Genomic DNA, 16,458 nt, shown 5'->3' with positions numbered 1-16,458 from the left:
TCGGCGGCTTTCCTGGGGCCTATCTCATCGCTCAATCTGACTGCTTCCTCTTTAAATGCCTTGTCGTATCTGTTCATTGTCACTCGTCCCCTCGTTTGCTTTCATTTTATTTCATACGAGGGTGTATTTCGACTGCATTTTTATCGTAGCACTCCACAGTCAGCTTGCAGCCCCATCGATCCCTCATTTACCTCGCTAACCCGACTCAGTCTGCTTGCAGCCCCACCAATCCATCATTTACCTCGCTAACCTCACTCAGTCAGCTTGCAGCCCCACCAATCCATCATTTTCCCTCTCTAACCCTACTCAGTCAGCTTGCAGCCCCACCGATCCATCAATTTACCTCTCTCCCCCCTCAGTCTGCTTGCAGCCCCACCAATCCATCATTTACCTCTCTAACCCCACTCAGTCAGCTTGCAGCCCCACCAATCCATCAATTACCGCTCTAAGCCGAACCAGTGTGCTTACAGCCCCACCAATCCATCATTTTCCCTCTCTAACCCTACTCAGTCAGCTTGCAGCCCCACCAATCCATCAATTACCGCTCTAAGCCGAACCAGTGTGCTTACAGCCCCACCAATCCATCATTCACCGCTCTAACCCGACCCAGTCAGTTTGCAGCCCCACCGATCCATCATTTTTCCTCGCTGACCTCACTCAGTCAGCTTGCAGCCCCACCAATCCATCATTTACCTCTCTAACCCGACTCAGTCAGCTTGCAACCCCATCGATCCATCATTTACCTCGCTAACCTCACTCAGTCAGCTTGCAGCCCCACCAATCCATCAATTACCGCTCTAAGCCGAATCAGTGTGCTTATAGCCCCACCAATCCATCAATTACCGCTCTAAGCCGAATCAGTCTGCTTGCAGCCCCACCAATCCATCATTCACCTCTCTAACCTCACTCAGTCGGCTTGCAGCCCCACCAATCCATCATTCACCTCTCTAACCTCACTCAGTCAGCTTACAGCCCCACCAATCCATCAATTACCACTCTAAGCCGAACCAGTGTGCTTACAGCCTCGCCCAACCGCCGTTTGCTGCTTCTAAGCCGAACCAGTCTGCTTATAGATTTACGATATAGGCTAGTTAGATTAATCGTTTCGAACTGCTAGCCATAATCGTTATTGCGCTACTAGCCAAGACAAAAAAGCGCACATAGCCCCTAGGAGCATATATGCACTGCGCTTCGCCTTTTTAATCTTGTAAGGCATGATCATTCCAAGGAGCTGCGGAACTCGCCCAACGTTTTGCCGGTCTTCTTCTTGAAAATCTGGCTGAAATACCGATAGTCCTCGTATCCGACTTTCCGGGCAATTTCATAATTTTTATAGGTCGGAACCCGCATCAGCTCAATCGCTTTCCGAATGCGGGTGTCCGCCAAGTAGTCGACGAAGTTTTGCCCGGTCATCTTCTTGAACAGCCGGCTCAGATAGTCCGCATTGACGAAGCGGCTTTCCGCAATGTGCTGCAGCGACAGCGGCTGGTCGTAGTGCGATTCGATCATTCGCTGCATCTCGCGGACGATTAGCTCTCCTTGCGTCGCCCCCTGCTGCTGGATCGACGCCAACATGGCAGGGATAAGCTCTTCTACGAACAGAGCCCGTACCGAGCCCGGATCGCCCCTATCCCGCAGCGCCTCGATCAGTTCCAGCGGCGGCTTGCCGCAGGTTTGCTCCAATCCGGAATCGTTGGCGCGGAGATGGCGTTCCAGCGCGTGAACGAGCAGGATCGCGCCTTGCTTAAGCTGGCCCACCGTCGCCGATTCATCGCCGATGGAACGCAGCAGCAGCTCGAATTCCCGTTCTGCCTCCTCCCGGTTTCCCATCTGCAGCGCAAGCAGAAACGCCTGCTCATGCCTATGCGGATAAGGCGGCGAGACGGAGGAGCCCGCTCCCGCCGCAGAAACCGAGGCAAGCAGAACGGCTTCCTTCTCGGATAGCTTCCTCCCCGCCAGCGCGGCCAGCGCTTGCTCCAATGCGCGCTTAAGCCAGCCCGCCTCCGCCAAAGCGGTCTCGCATACGCCGATACTGTAGCCGCAACCGGCAAGCCGTTTTAGTTCGGCTTGAACGGCTTCGAGCAGACGCTTCAGCTCTCCCGGCGGCAGCTGGCCCGAGGCGACGGCGACAGCCCCGACTGCCCCCGAGCGACCGTCCGGTAGCGGCGACAACGCCGCCTCCCATGCGCCGCCGAAATAAAAAGCCCGCTCCCGGACAAGCTTATCGCGAAGCGAACGCAGCAAGACCGCACCGCCGCCTTGATCGTCACGGTACAAGTCGGCCTGAACGACGAAGACGGCAGCCGCTTTGCCCGCCCAAGAAGCCGGTATGCTGCCGCTCTCCCGTCCTTGACCCGCCCGCTCCAGCAGCAGGTCGCGGAACCAGCCGTCGCTTCGATTCGCTTCCTCTACTTTACGCCGCTCCCCTTCCCGCCGCTCCAGCTCGACCACCGCCTTGTCCAACACCTCGGCGAGCTCGTCCTTCTTGACCGGCTTAAGCAAATAATCGAAGGCGTGATGAATAATCGCCTGCTTCGTATATTCGAAATCCGAGTAGCCGCTGACGACGATCGTAAGCAGCTCCGGCAGCTCGGCATCCATCCGCGCCAGCAATTCCCTGCCGTCCAGTCCGGGCATCCGCATATCGAGAAACAGCAAGTCGGGCCTCAGCTCCAGCGCCATATCGTAAGCGTCCTGACCGTCTGCGGCCTCGCCGACAAGCTGGAGGCCCAGCTTGTCCCATGGAATCGATTGAATCAGCCCGCGTCGAACCCATTTTTCGTCATCGACTACCATCACCTTGCGCATGCCGGACCTCCTTTCTCTTCTATAACGTAAGAACGTATCGTATCCTCGCAGCGGCGATGCGGTTAGCCTTTAACCGATCCAGCCGTCAGCCCGTCGATAATGTATCGTTGCAGCAGCAGATACACGAGCATCACCGGCAGCACAACGATCACCATAAAGGCGAACACGACGCCCCAGTTCGTATTGTACAGCGACACGAAGTTGAAAATTTGCAGGACGATTGTCCATTTTGTGCTATCTGTGACTAGATAAAACGGCCCGAAAAAGTCGTTCCACACGGATACGATAACGACGATCGACACCGTCACAAGCACCGTAATGAGCAGAGGCAAGATTATTCGGGCGTACAGCCGGAAAAATCCCGCCCCTTCGATCTGAGCCGCCTCGTCCAGCTCTCTGGGAATCTGCTTCATAAAACCAACCAGCAGGAAGACGGAAAAAGGCAGCAGCACCGCCGTGTAGTACATCACCATGCTGAAATAGGTGCCCTTAACGCCCAGTATGTCCATTAATCGGATCGTCGGTACGATCGATACCGGCACGATCAACCCGATTATAAACGTCAAATACAAGCCGCGCATCAGCCTGTCGTCTCGCCGCTGGATGACGAACGCGGCCATCGAGGCGAACAGATTGACGCAGAAGACGGTCAGTCCCGCCAACAGAAAACTGTTTTTGAAGCCGCGCAGAATGTTGCCTTGCTCGAATACTTTTTCATAGTTGCTGAACAGCCACTCGGACGGCAGTCCCATTCCGAACAAAGCCGATTCGCGGACGCCTTTGAACGAATTGACCAGGATCATGTAGAACGGAATGAGGATGACGAGCGCGCCGAGCAGGACGAAGAGGTGCAACGCCAGCTTTTTTCCTCCCTGTCTCATCACATCTCCACCTCCCGTTTCTTAAGCGCGGCAAGCACCGGAAGACCGACAAAGGTAACGAGCGCAAAAAGAACGAGGTTGATCGCCGTCGAGTAGCCCATCTGGCCCATGCTGAACGTGCTGCGGATGTAAGTATAGAACACTTCCGTCGTATAGCCCGGACCGCCGTCCGTGAGCACCATGACCATCTCGAACACCTTCATCGACCCGATGAGAGACAGCAGAATGTTGACTGTCGTGGACGATGCGACCAGCGGCAAAATAATGTTTTTGAGACGATGCCAGTAGTTGGCCCCGTCGATGGCCGCGCTCTCCAGCAAATCCTTCGGAATAAATTGCAAGCCGGCCAAATAGATGACCATCGTAAAGCCCGATACTTTCCACAAGTCCGTCAGAATAATCGAAAACAGCGCCCATTTCGGATCGTTCAGCCAATCCTGGGCCATGAAGCCGAGGCCAACGCCCTCCAAAATCGTGTTGACGATGCCGTGCTCGGGGTGATAGATCGCGCGGAACACGTAACCGATGACGATCGGCGCAATGATGTACGGCATAAAGAACACCATGCGGAAAAAATTTCTCATTCGAATCGATTCGTTCATGACAAGCGCGAGCACGAATCCGATGACGTTCTGCAGGACGGTGACGGCCGCCGCGAAAATCAATGTATTGCTGAGCGCCTTCCCCAGCCTAGGTTCCTGGAAAAGAGCCGCGTAATTGTCGAAGCCAATGAATTTCACCGAATCGGCGTTAATGTTCCAATCCGTAAAGCTGTAATACACTCCGAACAGAGTCGGGGCGATAAAAAAGATCAGAAAAACGGCGACTGCAGGGTACGAAAAATAGAGCGGGTATTTGCGTCTTTCCATAGTCTCGCCTCCTCCCTCCAAGGTGGATGGGGCCGTTCCGCGGACGACTGTATAGCCATCGCACGGAGGCGGCCCCGTCGTTTATCTCTGGTTGATCGAATTAGAAGCCTTCCAGCAGCTTGGCTTTGCCATCCTTCTGATAGTTGGCGCTGAATTCTCCAATCGCTTCGTCGATATCGCCTTTGAGGAAGAAGTTTTGCAGCGTCTTCGAGAAGTCCACGAACGACGCGGTCAAACGGTTTTGAATGTTGACGCGGGACTTGCCGGCGTCAATATAAGCCTTAACGTCCTGCTGCACCGGGTAGAGCTCGCTGGTTGCGCCCTCGAAGATCGGAATACCCGGCTTGTTCGCATAAAACAGGTTGACGTTGTCCGGCTGAAGCATGAACTTCACGAGCTCGATCGCCGCGTCTCTGTTCTTGGCTTTCTCCGGTACCATCAGCTGGTTCGGAGGCGTGATCATCGCCGTTCCTTGATCCGTAGCGGACGGGAACGGGAAGAAGCCGAGATTGTTGTTCACCCAATCCTTGCCGAATTTCTGTTCCAGCTGCGAGACGATGCCGTCCAGCATAAACGCCATGGCTACTTTGCCGTCGCCCATCTCGTTTTGCATTTCGTCGTAGGTCCCGGCCATGACGTTTTTCTGGTACAGGTCCAGCTCCTTCAATTCCTTCTGCTTCGCGAACAGGTCTTTCAGCTCCGGAATGTCGGCGAACTTCAGCTCGTTGCGGTTCAGCTTGGCGACGCCTTCGTCGCCGATCGCCGGATCGACCTGCGTCACCCAGCCCGTGTAGTAGAACACTTGCGGCGGCCAAGCGTCTTTGACGCCTTCATAAAACGGAGTGAAGCCCGCAGCCTTGATTTTCTTGGCGATCTCGATCAGGTCGGCGTAATTTTTCGGCACGTCCACGCCCGCCTGCTTAAACACTTCCTTGTTGTAGAACACGCCCATCATTCCGGTGGAGCCGTACGGCACGCCGAAAATTTTATCGTTTTCCACCTGTGCCTGCTTGATCGAATCGAATACGTTGTCCCAAATGCCGGATTCTCCAGACCATTCGTGCAGCGTTTCGGCCGCTCTTAACTTGACGTACTGCTTCGTGCCCGGCTGCATCAGGAACAGGTCGGGAAAATCTCCGGTGGAGAAACGCGTTTTGATCAGATTGTCGTAATCGCCGCCTGGCAGCGCCTGAAGCTCGACCTTATTGCCCGACTGCTTCTCGTAGGCTTCGAACACTTTCGTAAACGCCGTCGTATCCTCGGTGTTGGAGATGACGAACGTCAAAGTGACCGGGTTGCTGTTTTTGGCGCTTTCCGAAGCTCCGGCCGATGCCGACGGGGAGGCGCTGCTTCCGCTGCTATTGCTTCCGTTGTTGCTGCTTCCGTTGTTGCTGCTTCCGCAGGCTGCGAGCGACGCGCTCAGCAGGCCGACGGCAACCGCTGTCGATACCGCTTTCATATGTTTCATTGTGTGTGACCTCCCAAATGATAATGATGAACTGATGACGTTTTCATTATACGGGAAGCGCTTTCTCTCACCCCATTCATAGATTCGACTCGTTTTGTTGAATAATCTTACTTTTCGAAGTCGTCAAGCGGCAGCGTAAGCTTGATTTGCGTTCCGGCTCCCTTCCGGCTGTCGATATCGAAGCTCTGCCGCTCCCCGAAATGAATGGCGTAACGGGAGTAGACGTTGCGGACGCCAATGCCTCCATCGGCGACCGATACCGTCTCCTCGCTGTGCAGGGACTGCTTCAGCTTCGTCCGCAGGTCCCCGAGATGCTGCTCGGACATGCCGACGCCGTCGTCGGATACGGTCAGAACGAAATGTCCCTCCTCCTTCCACGCGGCAATGCGGATCGTCCCCTTGCCCCGCTTGCGCTCCAGCCCGTGGAAAACGGCGTTTTCGACTAGCGGCTGCAGCGTCATTTTCAACACCGGGTAATTGTACAGACTCTCGTCCACGTCTACTTCGTAGGCGATTTTGTCGTCGAATCGGATGCTCTGGATTTTCATGTACGCCTCGATCTGATCCAGCTCCTCCTGCAGCGTGACGATCTCGTCGCGGTTGCGCGTATTGTAGCGGAACATATCCGCCAGCGCATGGGCGATCTCCCCGATTTCCGGCGCGCGGTGATAGTCCGCCATTGCCCGGATGATGTCGAGCGTATTGTACAGAAAATGCGGATTGATCTGCGAATACAGCATCGCCAGCTCCACTTCCCGCAGCTTGATCCGGTTGACGTACGTGTTCTCGATCAGGTGGCGCAGTTCATCTTGCATCGCGTTGATATTGGAGGCGATCAGCCCGATCTCATCGCCCCGCTTCAGCTCGACCCGCTCGGAGAAATCCCCGCGCTTGATCCGATTGACATGCTTGTACAGCGTCAGGATCGGCTGCGTCATCCACCGCCCGAACAGGACGGACAGAATAAACGTCAGCGCAAAGGCGCCGAGAGCCGTCGCAATGACGATCGTCTTGATCTTGTCGATGGGACCCAGAATGTCCTGGCGCGGGGTCGAAATGACCACTTTCCAGCCGGTCGATTCGGAAGAGATATACGATACGAATTGCTCGTCGTCCTCCCCATCCGTCCAGAATTTTCCTTCGGCTCCGATCAGGCGGTTCAGCAACTGTGTCTCCGGTTTCTTGTCGACCGCTCCCGCCGAATCATAGACAGACACATTCTGCCCGTCCAGGATCAGAATCCGGCTGCCGGCGGACAAGTCGTCATTGCGGCCGATCGCGCGAAACAGATGATCGCCGTATTCGACGCGTACAACGATAAAACGCTCCGGGCTGGAAAAATCGCGAATGAGAATAGACGAGGAGTACGCCGTCTCGTCGGTGTCGGTCGTGCCGTCGCCCGAGCTTGGACCGTTGAAGAACACTTCCCCGTCCTTGGCCACCGTGCGCAGGAACCACTCGGAGTTGCGCACTTGAACGGGAGTCCAAGGCTTATAATCGCCTGAAGCGGCCAACAGCTCCCCGGTGCGATAATAAATCTGAAACCGGATAAAGCCGCGAATCGGCGTAGCGTTAAAGCTCTTCAGATACAGGTTCTCCAGCTTCTGCCGGAACAAAAACTGGTTCTGCTCGCTCATCTCCGGGTAGGCGTTGATGCCGTCGATATATTCCTGATCGTAGTAAGGAGCGAGCAGCAAATTGCGTTTACTGCGAAAATCGTTGTCCATGTTGTTGGCGATTTGCCGCACCAGCTGCACGTTGGCCGACTCGACCCTTCCCTTGATGGTGGAGGAGGAAATGTAAAAGGAGATCGTTCCGACGATAAGAATGGATAGTAGAATGAGAACAAAATAGCTGAACAACAAAACCGTGCGGATTCGGGAAAAGAAGTCGCGAATTTTGCCGACAACCGACTTTCCGCCTGCTTTCATCTTCCTTTCCCTCCCCGTCGCATTTCTGTAGTCTGCGTGTGCTTACAAATTATAATCCGATCCGGGCCGGAACGCCATTAACGCTTCGGACTCCCGCACGGACGAATGTCCAGCGCGAAGGAGAGCGGCCGAGCGGGGCGCAGCAAGTAGGACTCAAGCGTTGGCGCATAACCGCAGCTGTGGTTGCCGATGCCGCTTTGGGCCGCGTCCAGCTTCACGATCGTCTCGCTTAACCTAGTCAGCCGATGAACATGACTCGTCCGGGTCAAATCCTCGGTCGTGTAATGATGCGCGCTGGCATTAAAATGATGATTGCCGACGGCCTCAAAGCGGAGACCGAGACCCGAGGCGTTCGTCAACGAGGCCCAGCGGACATCGGCTTTGTTGCCGTTCTCCTGCGGCTTGATGTAGGGCACGAACTGCTCCTGCACCGTACCGCCGTGGATGCCGAGCTTGCCGCTTTCCTTGCGGTCGGCGTAGCACTCATGCGGCCCCCTGCCGAACCAGTCCATCCGCTCGAAGCCGGCCGGCATCGTCAGCTCGAAGCCAAAGCGCGGCAGCGGAGGGAGCGGCAGCAGCCTCTCTCTCGGCACGATGCATGCTTCCAGCCGAAGCCCGCCGTCGGCGCTAACCGACGCTGTCGTTCGCGCCTCGAATGCGATGCTTTCGCCTTTTGCGCCGATGATCGAGTTAACCGTAACGGAAAGCCGGGATTCGTCTGAGCGGTCGAACGCTACGTCGCGAACATGGGCCGCAAGTCGGTGATACCCGGCCTTGGTCCATTCCTGCGCCATACGGACGTCATTGTCGAGCGGAGCGCGCCAGAAATTCAGCTTCGGTCCCGAGCTCAGCAGCGGAACGCCTTCGACCAGCCATTCCTCAACCTGCCCCGTCCGCTCGCAGAATGCCAAAACAAAGCCGTCTCCTTGAACGCGGACCTGCCCGTCGATCTCCTCGACACGCAGCTTTCTTTCAGCGGCAGGTTTCGCAATTGCAGCCACGGTCGCAGCCCCCCGCTCCGTCTGAGCTTTCGGCACGACAAGCAGAGGCAGGTCCGCCCAGGCCGTCTCAAAGCCCTGTTCCGCCCAAGGCGAACTCTCACTTAGCACGAACCGGGCATGCACCCAGTATTCTCCGGCTTCGAGCACACGCTCTCCCAATTCGCTCTTACGCTCGACGGCGAACGCAGACAGCCAATCTTCCGGAAGCGGGATCTGCACCGTCTCCGTCTCTCCCGGTCCGGCGGACAGCGCGGGCAGCTCGCCGCTCGCTATCGTTGCGCCGTCCCGCTTCAGCTCCCACTCTCCTTGCAAATAGGCGAGGGAAAGGAAGTCGAAGCGATTGCGGACCGTCCATTCGGAGGTGGAGGCGTTCCAAAGTTCCGTTTTGACCGGTTCGAGCACCTTCTTGTACTCCAGCAACGAGGCTTTGGGCGTTCCGTCCGGGAACAGCAGACCGTCGAGACAGAAGTTGCCGCTGTGCGGCTCATCCCCGAAGTCGCCGCCGTACAAATAATAGGGCTCTCCGTCCTCGGTCCGCTGCCCGATCGCCAGATCGGCCCATTCCCAGATCAGACCGCCGAGCAGACGCGGATACCGGTAGACCGCATCCCAATATTCCTGCAAATTGCCGACGGAATTCCCCATCGCATGGCCGTATTCGACCATCAGATAAGGGCGATCATCCGGCTTGTTCGCTTCGGCGATCAGCATATCTACGGACGGATACATCGTGCTGACGATATCGACGACCGGCGCGTCATACGCCCGCTCGTAATGAACCGGACGAGTCGGATCGGCTTCACGAACCCAGGCGGCCATCGCATCGTGATTCGCGCCGTAGCCCGATTCGTTGCCAAGCGACCAGACGATAATCGACGGGAAATTGCGATCGCGCTCCACCATCCGTCTCGCCCGGTCGATATACGCCTCCGTCCAGCCGGGATGCTTGGACAGATAGCTTTCCGCCGCCCCTTTGGCAAAGCCCGGCGTCTCCTGATTGACGCGTTCGCCGGTAAAAGCGAAGCCGTGCGTCTCCAAATCCGCCTCGTCGATCACATACAGCCCATAGCTGTCGCACAGCTCCAAAAATCTCGGATCGTTCGGATAATGGGACAGCCGAACCGTATTGATATTGTGCCGCTTCATCAGCTCAACGTCCCGCTTCATCGCTTCGTAGGTCACGGAGAAGCCGCGCCAAGGATCGAACTCGTTGCGGTTGACACCCTTGACGATGATTGGTCGCCCGTTAACCAATAGCTTGCCGTCCGCAATCCGAACCTGACGGAAGCCGACGGCGATCCGCTTCACCTCCGCCGCTCGTCCGTCCGGATTCGTCACCGTAAACAGCAGCGTGTACAAATGAGGCGTTTCCGCCGTCCACAGCTTCGGACGTTCCAGCTCCTCGTTCAGCGTCACCTTAAGCTCCTCTCCCGGAAGCGGAGCCACCGTCTCGCAGCGATCCAGCACCGTTCGACCCTCCGCATCCAGCAGCTCGATCCGCAACTCGCACGCCGGCTGCTCCGATCGCGTTGCGTTCGCGACGGCCAGCGTCAAACGCAAATTGGCGTCGCCGCCGCTCTCGTCCACCTCGGTGACAACCTTTGCGTCCCGAAGCGTAATCGGAGCAGATGCCAGCAAATACACATCCCGGAAAATCCCGCTGAGCCGCCACTTGTCCTGACTTTCGAGATAGCTCCCGTCCGACCACTGATACACCTTGACCGCCAGCACATTTTCGCCCGAAACGAGCCGATCCGTGATGTCGAACTCGGAAGCCATATGGCTTCCCTGGCTATATCCGACCAGATCGCCGTTAACCCAGACATGAAACGCAGAGTCGACCCCTTCGAAAACAAGGCGGACGCTGCGGCCGTCCCATGCCTCGTCCACGCGGAAAACGGTCCGATAGCACCCGGTCGGGTTGTCAAACGGCACATTAGGCGGATCGACCGGAAACGGATACGGACAGCTGCTGTAGTGCGGCCGCCCGTATCCGTGCAGCTGCCAATTGCCCGGCACGGGCAGTTCGTCCCAGTCCCTGTCGGCATAAGCCGGCTCCTCGAACTTTAAGGGAGCCTGATCCGGAGATTCGCTGTAACGAAACTTCCAAATTCCGTTCAACAAATGAAAAAAAGGGGACGCTTCGCGCGCCTCCTTCATAGCCGACTCGCGGCTCTCATAAGGGATCAGATAAGCATGGGGAGGCTCGGTATTCCTCCCCAGCACGTCGAGATTCATCCAATCCGGCGCAGCTTCCCGTTCCTGCTCAAGTCGCAATTCCTGCATCTCTGTTTCCTCCGTCTTTTTATTGCCCCTGAAGCACTCTTTCGAAAAACCGCTCTCCTCCGACCTGGCCGCCCTTAAGCACAAGCTCCAGCCCGTCGAGCGTCGTGTCGTTCGAGAACGCCCGGCAGAGCGGCGCTCCCGGAGCGAGCGCGGACACGCATTCGAGCGCATAGATGCCCAGCTGCCGCGCGACGTAGCCCGACGTATCTCCGCCGGCGATCAGCACGCGGGACAGTCCCGTCTGCGCGACAATCGTCCGCGTTAGAGCGCCAAGCTCGCTTCCGAGCACCCGGCTGCTGTCTTCCGCTCGCAACCCTTGGGCCTCAAGCGCCCGACGCAGCTCCGCGATGCTCGGATCGGCGGGCCCGGAGGCCGAATACAGCACGACGCTCCGCCCGGACCGCAGCTGCTCCTCCGCTTCCGCAAGCAGCCGTCTTTTCGCCTCATCGGCCAGCTCGGGGCGAATCAATTCGTGCACAGGCACGCGTATTCCGGCAAAGCCGGCGTCGAGCGCCTCCGCGATCTGCCGTTCCGTCACTGGCGAACAGCTCCCGGAGACAACCAGCAGCCGGTCAACCGGGCTAACGGCCGTCTCCGCCGAAGCGCCGGCAGCCGAGCCGGTCTCCTTCAGGCATGCGCCGAGCGCGTACTCAACGCCCGACGAGCCGACGACGAACAGCGGCCCCGCACGCTCCGCTTCCTCCAGCATCAGCTTTCCCGCCGTCTGCAGCCGCTGCTCGTCGAAGGCGTCGAACAGAACGATATCCGGCGTTTCTGCATGCAGCAGCGCTTCCATCCGCGAACGAACGGCCTCAATTGCGCCGTCCAGCGCCGTTATATCCATCAAAGATGTGCGAAGCGTCGTTTGCTTGGACAGATGAAGACGCAAATCCGCTTCGTCCATCGGCGTCACCGGATGGCGCGACATCGTCGGATGGCGATCGAGCCGGAATACGTTCTCTCCCGCCGCGGCGAAGTGATGGCCGAACAGCGTGTAGCGACCCAAGTAAGGCACGCCGACCAGCAGCGGAATATAGCGGCCGCCGAACACCTCGCGGCCGATTTCCGCCGCTTTGCCGATGCTGCCCGTATTCGGGGACGAGTCGAACGTCGAGCAAATTTTATAATGCACGATTGCGGCGCCGGCGCCCTTCAGCGTCTCGAAGATCGGCCGCAATTCGCGCTCCATCTCGTCCGGCGTCATCGAGCGGCCTACGCCCGCCACGCCGAAAGCGTCCGCTTGGGCAAAGCGTCCCTCCAACTGGTCCCCGGTCGGCGGCTCCAGAAACAGCACCGGCTTCATGCCGGAGCGGAACAACGCCTCCAGCACGTCCGTCGATCCGGTAAAGTCGTCGCCGTAGTAGCAGATCGGCCGTCTGCTTGCCGCAGACGAGCGAGCCGTTTCGTTCGCGTTCATCCGCGTCAGCCCTTTCCGTATTTGTCGATGGCGCGCTGCAGAATCGGATGACTAAGCGCGTATTCGCTCAGCGGAATGCCCTGAACCGCCGCTTCCCAGCCAAGCTTCATACTCTCGAAGCCTGCGGTCGGGCCGTCCGGGTGCGCGAGCATGCCGCCGCCCGCCAGATGCATGACGTCGACGCTTCCCGTTGCCTCGTAGGTTGCCGGAGCCGTTCCCGCCCATTGCGCCGACGATACGACCGGCATCGCCTCATAGCTGCCGAGCAGCGGCGTCGTGCACGCTTTAATCGAACGCAGCACCGATTCGTTGCTTTCGTAAAACTTGCTGTTTAGGCCGTTGACGTGCAGCTGATCCGCCCCGGCCAACCGGCACAGCTTCTGGTAAGCGGTAAATTCGAAGCCAAGCAGCGGCGCTCGCGTCAGCATGCCCCACTGGTTGCGATGGCCGTGGATCGGCACCTCGCTAAAGCTGTTCAAATACGCCAGCCCGGCTAGTCCGACGCTCAAAATGCTGACCATGACGCAAGTTCCGCCCGAGCGGACGACCAAGTCGTGATTGGCTTTGAGCTCATCGATATCTCCGGTAATGTTGAACGCGTACATCAGCTTGCGTCCGGTAACGTCGGCAGCCCGCTCCACGGCCTCCATTACCGTCTTCACCTTTAGCTCCAACGGAAAATAGGGCGGATTGGCGTTCAACTCGTCGTCCTTGATAAAATCCATTCCGGCCAAAGCCAGGTCGTACACCAGCTTGCCCAGCTCCTCCGGCGACAGCCCGATGCTCGGCTTCACGATCGTGCCGAGAACCGGCCGCCCGTAGACGCCCGCCAGCTTTCTCGTGCCCTCGATGCCGAACTTCGGCCCCGGGTAACGCCCGGCGAACGATGCCGGCAGCTCGAGATCGACGAGCCTTAGGCCGGACAGCTCTTGCAGCTCGTACAAATTGCCCGCCACCGCCGACATCAGGTTCGGGATCGACGGCCCAAAATTGTGCAGCGGAAACGATACCGTAATATAGCCCCGCCGATACTTGCCGTCATGTCCCTGCGGCAGCTTCGAGCCGGGCAAGGAGGGGGCGTCAGCCTCCTCCAGCGCCTCGATCGCTTCCACTCTGGCGGCATGCCGCTCCTTCAGCGCATCCGTCTCGCCGGGAACCGCCGTGAACGTACCGGTCGACTGTTCCCCGGCAATGATCTGCGCTACCCTCTCCAGCGAATAAGGCGTTTCCGCCAAGTAGACCGCCTTCACGCGTTCCTCGCTCATCTTTCGTTCCCCTTTCAAGTTCCGCGCTTCCGGCTTGCCTAACGGCTCAGCCGCAAACCTGCGTCGCCCCGCCGAAGCTAGGCCGCTCAATCGGTTCGCCCCGGCTCAGCTTCTCCAGCGTCTCCCTTACTTGCTCAACGCCAAGCCGCGGGCTGGATAGCACCGGCTTACCCGTCTCTTCGGCCAAAGCCTTCTCCATCCTAGCCATCGAGCCCTGCGCCAATACGATCGCATCTGCGTCCTTCGCGACGCGCAGCGCCGTCTCAAGCAGGATTCGATCATGCTCCTCCGGCCTGCCGCCGGTCAGCGCCTCGAACGCGCCCTCCGCCAGGCCGTTAACGAGCTTGACGTCGCGTCCCAGTTCGGCCGCTTTGGCTTCGATCAGACGCATCGTCGGCTGAAGCGTCGACGGCAGCGTAGCCAGCACCGCGACCCGGTCGTAGGCCGCGGCCGCCTTGGCCGCCATCGCGTCGTCGATCTTGACGATCGGAACGCCGATGAGCTTGCGCGCTTCCTCGGCGACCTCGCCGACCGACGAGCACGTATTCAGAATGACGTCCGCGCCCAGCTCCTCGCCGTGATGAAAATATTGCACGAGGCGGCGCGCCACGCCCGGCGGAATATGCCCCGCCTGGACGACATCCCCGATCAGGGAGTCGTCAATGATGTTCACCAGCCGCACGTCCGGCAGCACTTCGCGAAATACCGCCTTCAGCGGATCGGCCAGCCCTTGGCCGGTATATACGGCAACGACAGTTTTCATCGTCCTATTCCTCCTTAGGCATTACCATACGATTTCATTGCTCGGCCGCTGGTATTCGCCTTCGCGCATCGGCGCGGTATCGAACACCTGGCGTCCGCTGTAGAACGGATGATAACGTCCTTCCGGGGAAATGCCGACGACGTCGTCTCCGCGCCATTGCGTCAGGAACGTCTGCCCGATCGCCGTCTCGACGGTCGTGCGCGTATCCAGCGGGAACGTCACCGTAATCTTTTCTCCCTCGCAAGCCTCGCCCAGCAGCAGGAAATGCTCCTGTACCCAACTGCTCGGGTCCATGCCGCGGCCTTCCGTAACGTCGTCGCCGCGCTCGCGGACGATTCTCACCTTCGTATAACCGGCCCATTCCGGGATGCGGATGCGCAGCTCCGAAATGTCGCGGCGAACGTGCAGCACCACTTTTCCTTCATGCGGCAAATAGCTGTCCACATCCAGCCAGACGGAGCCGCGGTTGAGCAGGAAGTTGACGCTTACGCTGCCGTTTTTCTCCGTGATCGTATTGCTCCAGCCCATGTACAGGCCGCGAGTGCCGGAGCCTAGGCAACAAATTTGCAGATCGTTCGTATGGCCGCGCCCATGATTGACGTCGCAGCAGAAATCGTTCGGAGCGGAATAACCGGCGAACGACCCGCGAGTGCGCTTGGCGACGTCCGTATAGCTGATATGGCCCGGGACGTTGCCCGACTTGTCGGCCGTCTCCTTCACCCAATCCAGATCGAGCAGCTGCGATTCCGCCAGATGATTGCGGAGGAAACGTTCGACCGTTCCCCAATATTTCGTGTAGCCGTTTTTCGCCAGCGTAATTCCCGTCGCGATCAGATCGACAAGGGAGCAGGTTTCGTGCTCGTACGCCTGTTCCTTCAGATCTCCCGGAGTCCATCCGAACGCGGTACATTTGGTCAGCGCCCAAGCATAGCTCTTCTCCACCCAGGCGATCAGTTTGGCGTCGCCCGTGAAAGCGCCGAAGCGAGCGATGGCGTCCAGCGTGCCAAGACGCGTATGAAAGTGGCCGCTCCGGTATGCTAAACCGTCGTTAAAGCTGCCGTCCTCGTTAAACACGCCGCTGCGCTCGACGATCAGTGCGGTGAAGAAACGGCACAGCTCGAAGGCGTCCTTGTTGCCGGTTACCTCGTAATACTTGAGCAGCGGCATGACGAGCCGTCCGCAGAACGCGGCCGGGTCGGGCGCAAGGCGAAGCAAAGCGGCGTTCTTCGACGGCCATCCGCCCTCCATGTATTCCGACGCCGGGTAGTACCAAACCTCGCGCTCCTTGATCGCGATCCGCTTCAGCGCGGCGACATGACGATCAGCCGCCTCCTTGACCTTCGGATCGCCCGTCGTCATGTACCAGGTCGTCAGCGACAAAATGACGGCCCGCTGATCGATCAAGTTGGCGTTCTGCTCCCAGTCGAAGTTCGGATTGTGCTGCCTGTAGCTAAGTCCGTCTTCCTTGAAGAAGGTCATCAAATTTTCGCGGTACTTGGCCTCGATCTCCTCGCCCAGCGTCTCTCCCGACATAAGGCGGGCCAAAATCATGCCGTCGATCATGCGGCCGTGAGAGGATCCGAAATCCCAGTCTCCGTGCGTCAGGTTGGCCGGCTCGGTCATCAGGTTCGCCGCGAAAAAGGGATAGCCGTGAAAATCGGGATCGGACATACCTGTCATCGCGTTCAGGGCGTGCCCGCCTCTTTCCTCCAGCATCAGCGTATCGGGAATCAGTCGTTTTGCCATGCTTCATCGCTCCTCTTTTTATC

10 protein-coding genes are annotated in these 16,458 nt (G+C 58.3%); all 10 read right to left on the bottom strand.

All coding sequences use genetic code 11. The features are described 5' to 3' along the window. Positions 1–1,218: 1,218 nt before the first annotated feature. The 10 genes from DFP98_RS16680 to DFP98_RS16635 all read right to left on the bottom strand — a co-directional run bounded on the left by DFP98_RS16680 (position 1,219) and on the right by DFP98_RS16635 (position 16,435). The gene (locus DFP98_RS16680; RefSeq protein WP_116061740.1) at positions 1,219–2,808 is read right to left on the bottom strand and encodes a response regulator transcription factor; all 1,590 of its coding nucleotides are present in this window, start codon (positions 2,806–2,808) and stop codon (positions 1,219–1,221) included. A gap of 62 nt (positions 2,809–2,870) precedes the next feature. After that, positions 2,871–3,689, bottom strand: coding sequence for a carbohydrate ABC transporter permease (locus tag DFP98_RS16675; protein ID WP_116061739.1), 819 nt, complete (start codon positions 3,687–3,689; stop codon positions 2,871–2,873). Then, positions 3,689–4,558: a carbohydrate ABC transporter permease gene (locus tag DFP98_RS16670; RefSeq protein ID WP_116061738.1), complete on the bottom strand. Its 870-nt coding sequence runs from the start codon at positions 4,556–4,558 to the stop codon at positions 3,689–3,691. The genes DFP98_RS16675 and DFP98_RS16670 overlap by 1 nt, the downstream gene beginning before the upstream one ends. A gap of 100 nt (positions 4,559–4,658) precedes the next feature. Continuing rightward, positions 4,659–6,026 carry an ABC transporter substrate-binding protein gene (locus DFP98_RS16665; protein ID WP_116061737.1) on the bottom strand — a complete coding sequence of 456 codons (1,368 nt, stop codon included), beginning with the start codon at positions 6,024–6,026 and terminating at the stop codon, positions 4,659–4,661. 107 nt (positions 6,027–6,133) lie between these two features. Beyond that, positions 6,134–7,957 (bottom strand): cache domain-containing sensor histidine kinase, encoded by a 1,824-nt coding sequence (locus DFP98_RS16660; RefSeq protein WP_116061736.1) that lies wholly within the window; start codon positions 7,955–7,957, stop codon positions 6,134–6,136. A 77-nt stretch (positions 7,958–8,034) separates the two neighbouring features. Then, complete coding sequence (locus tag DFP98_RS16655) at positions 8,035–11,244, bottom strand: glycoside hydrolase family 2 TIM barrel-domain containing protein (RefSeq protein WP_116061735.1); 3,210 nt, start codon at positions 11,242–11,244, stop codon at positions 8,035–8,037. Positions 11,245–11,263: 19 nt separating this feature from the next. Continuing rightward, positions 11,264–12,661, bottom strand: a complete 1,398-nt coding sequence (locus DFP98_RS16650) for a four-carbon acid sugar kinase family protein (RefSeq protein ID WP_116061734.1) — start codon at positions 12,659–12,661, stop codon at positions 11,264–11,266. 5 nt (positions 12,662–12,666) lie between these two features. Further along, positions 12,667–13,926: a ribulose-bisphosphate carboxylase large subunit family protein gene (locus DFP98_RS16645; RefSeq protein ID WP_116061733.1), complete on the bottom strand. Its 1,260-nt coding sequence runs from the start codon at positions 13,924–13,926 to the stop codon at positions 12,667–12,669. A 46-nt stretch (positions 13,927–13,972) separates the two neighbouring features. Then, positions 13,973–14,689 carry an aspartate/glutamate racemase family protein gene (locus DFP98_RS16640; RefSeq protein WP_116061732.1) on the bottom strand — a complete coding sequence of 239 codons (717 nt, stop codon included), beginning with the start codon at positions 14,687–14,689 and terminating at the stop codon, positions 13,973–13,975. 21 nt (positions 14,690–14,710) lie between these two features. Beyond that, positions 14,711–16,435 carry a glycoside hydrolase family protein gene (locus tag DFP98_RS16635; protein ID WP_116061731.1) on the bottom strand — a complete coding sequence of 575 codons (1,725 nt, stop codon included), beginning with the start codon at positions 16,433–16,435 and terminating at the stop codon, positions 14,711–14,713. Positions 16,436–16,458: the final 23 nt, after the last annotated feature.

It is taken from the genome of Cohnella phaseoli, assembly GCF_003386235.1.
Classification (GTDB): Bacteria; Bacillota; Bacilli; order Paenibacillales; family Paenibacillaceae; genus Cohnella; species Cohnella phaseoli.
The sequence above is the reverse complement of the archived record's forward strand: the minus strand, read 5'-3'. Positions and strand labels throughout refer to the sequence as shown.